The following is a 2,442-nucleotide window of genomic DNA, read 5'->3' as shown; positions in this document are numbered from 1 at the left end:
TGAGTGATCTCGTAGTGACACCTTGGAAGAGGCCCTGTACGACCGCGCTTGACGATGATCACCTGCGACTCTGCTGGGCATGGAAAGGCGTGGCACATCATTAAGGAGACCGGGACGAATTCCCGGGCCCCGCGCGACGAATCGACGCCCGACAAAGTGGTGTCCACTCATGCATCGGACAACGACACAGGCCATCCGCGCCGCCCTGTTGTGATGAACGGACCTTCTTGCGCGGCACTTTCCGACGTCGCCGCACTCTTTATTAGAGTCGGCTATTCCGAAACCTGACCAAAACGGTCTATGGGATAGCGGGATGCATTCCTTTTGTCAGTAAATCCTGACGGTTCCGTCATGACTTCCCCTAGGCGGTAGAAGGGCGTGCGCTTTGAGCCACTGATCACCTTTGCCAGAAAGGCCTTTTGTGAAACTAAACACCGATACCTTGTTGCCCGACGATGTAGAACGAGGGCGAGCCATGGCCGTGACAGAACTTGGTCTGCCCACCAGAGCGCTGAACAGCCTGCAACGAAGGGGAATTTCCACAATCGGGCAGTTGATCGAACGGTCCGCTGAGGATCTCCAATTCTACGTACAAGGACTCGGACCGGGCGGCATCAAGGAAATCAAAGCTGCCCTAGCACGTCAAGGACTGAGCCTTGCAGCGTCGAGAAACCGATCGGCAAGCAAGGACCGCCCCGTTTCACGTCATGTCCAGAATCACCAGATCTGGCAACGCCCGGAAGTAGAACCACGAGCAGCCGTCAGTTCACCTACCCGCTGACCGTGCGTCCCTACGGGACCTGCCCAGGGGCACCGGCGGGCTTCGCCGCTCAATGATATGCAGGCAACAGTCCACTTCCAAGCAGTCGTTGGGACTGAGTGCTGCCGGTGCTGGAGGAAACCCGGCAGCCCGTGCCTTTCGACGAGGCAGCATTCTCCCAGGGTTGCTCTGTACCCGAAAAGGATCACCTTAAGTTAGTCCTGTTGCGGGCTGTCAGACGCCTAAGGCCGTTCCGTGGCTATTGATGGTGGGGCCACGTTCACTCATGCGAAGCTGCCGCGTGATTGCTATTGGTGAGGTCCTCATCCAGCAGGCGTTCATCGTGCCCACGGGCCGGTGGGGGGGTGGAGTGCAGCCGCCCGCATGTGGACGGCTGCACTGTCCGCCGACACTCAAACAGCGGACAAACACGTCCTCCCCGCCGGTGGGCGGTCGGACGCGTTTCCCAGGACGGGCATGATCCTCCGCCCGGGATGTCGGGGCCTGAGCGTAACGGTTCAGCAGAGGGGCGGGGAGTGGCGGTGATGATGGTGTTGGGCATGGTTCAGGACATTTCCATCTGGTCCTGGGCCCATGAGTGGCCACGTCTATCGACTCACGCAGGGAAGCCTCCTGCCTCTACGTTGCTGCCAAAAGAGTTCTCCAGCAGGACGCAAAGGGAATCACGGAAGATCCAGACAAAAGGAAGTGCCCCGACTTCAACGGACTGACCCAGTACTTCCCCTCATGTTCTACGGCATCGCTTCTCTGCAGAAGAGTGTTGTGCAGCAGAGACCCTGGTTGTCATAAGGGCCGGTCCCCGTCAATGCACCTGCTCCGGTTAGTCAACACGGGCACCAAACACTTCATCTAGACCGAGGCAGCCGCCGCTGCGGCCCTTGGGCGGCGGTTGCATTGCCGCGCTCTGTCGCTCCGTCGCCTTGGTCTGCCACGGGACTTGCTGCCAAGGTTCGGGCAGGGACCGAAACGCCTTCAGAAGCATTCATCGCTATGAACGCTCCCTCCCTGAACCCTCCGGACCAGGATCAGCCCCCAGCCCCGGTGAAAGGACGTCGTGGTGACCGGTATGGGCTGAACCGAGGACTTTACAAGAACGTGTACATCACGGCTTACCTGCGGTGCCTGCACATAGGTCGGTCCGGGTCTGGCCGATAAGTAGATGAACTAGATGACGATGATCCCAACGGGATCCACACCCCGTCCAACAGAGCGTTCCACCTCCGGAGTAGCGGGACACTCGCCGCATCTCCGAAGCCCGTGCGTTCCGTGGACTTGATCGTTCTCGGGCGATCTTTTTCGTTACCGGTTTATGGTGCCGGGCCGATAACGAAGCTGGGGTTGCGGGCCGGATCGCCCTGTAGACGACATACTCGAGGGCGGGGTGCAAGTGGTGACATCGCGGAGCATTGCCCAAGAGTACGTGCTGTCCACGGAGAGTATTGCCTTAATTTGGGTCTTGCTTCCCTGCATTGGAGATCGTAGTAGCTGCGCGGGGCCGGGCATGATTTCAGGGCCGAGACGCCAAAAAGCAAAGCGCGCAGGATCGGCCTGCCGGAGCGTGGGTGCCCGCTGACGGTTTCCGCTTATCCGTCCGGAGCACCTAGGGAATGAATTCGGCGACGCGAACGAGGCCAAAGCCGGGCATGTGCGGCACGTTCTTG

At 59.7% G+C, this 2,442-nt stretch carries 1 protein-coding gene; it reads left to right on the top strand.

From position 1 onward, the window contains the following. Positions 1-475 precede the first annotated feature (475 nt). On the top strand, positions 476-781 hold the full coding sequence (locus ACFRJ9_RS23920) for a DNA-directed RNA polymerase subunit alpha C-terminal domain-containing protein (protein WP_377673385.1): 306 nt from the start codon (positions 476-478) through the stop codon (positions 779-781). Positions 782-2,442 lie beyond the last annotated feature (1,661 nt).

The sequence above is a fragment of the Paenarthrobacter sp. NPDC056912 genome (assembly GCF_042786555.1).
GTDB lineage: Bacteria > Actinomycetota > Actinomycetes > Actinomycetales > Micrococcaceae > Arthrobacter.
The sequence above is the reverse complement of the archived record's forward strand: the minus strand, read 5'-3'. Positions and strand labels throughout refer to the sequence as shown.

Excerpts from the sequence above, each read along its gene's own strand:
- ACFRJ9_RS23920 (WP_377673385.1), top strand. The coding sequence starts at position 476 with ATGGCCGTGACAGAACTTGGTCTGCCCACCAGAGCGCTGAACAGCCTG.